Source organism: Nocardioides sp. R-C-SC26, from assembly GCF_021246465.1.
Lineage (GTDB): Bacteria > Actinomycetota > Actinomycetes > Propionibacteriales > Nocardioidaceae > Nocardioides.
In genome coordinates this window covers 1-355 of record NZ_JAHRHK010000048.1, presented here as the reverse complement: position 1 = coordinate 355, position 355 = coordinate 1, and the positions used below count along the sequence as shown (strand labels likewise).

The 355-nt window shown below is 71.5% G+C and carries 1 protein-coding gene; it reads right to left on the bottom strand.

Annotated elements, in window-relative coordinates; translation table 11 throughout:
- Positions 1-355: GTP-binding protein (locus tag KSO97_RS17375; RefSeq protein WP_308188346.1), on the bottom strand; the 355-nt coding region annotated here is incomplete at both ends.

Sequence of the window (355 nt, the reverse complement as noted above, 5' to 3'; positions counted from 1 at the left end):
CGACCAGCGCGGGCGAGAACGTGGCGGTGAGGTTGTCGCCGCCGGACTCGATCATCACCAGCTCGAGGTCGCCGTACTCGGCCTCGAGCTCCTCCACGGCGAGCGCGTTGGCGGTGGTGTCGTCGCGGATCGCGGTGTGCGGACAGGCCCCGGTCTCGGCGGCACGGATCCGGTCCGGGTCGAGCACGCGGGCCGAACGCAGGAAGCGGGCGCCCTCGTCGGTGTAGATGTGGTTGGTGACCACGCCGAGCCCGAGTCCGCCGGCGAGTTCGCGGCAGAGCAGGGCGATGAGCGAGCTCTTGCCGGTGCCGACGGGGCCGCAGACCCCCAGTCGCAACGCACGGGATGAATCACG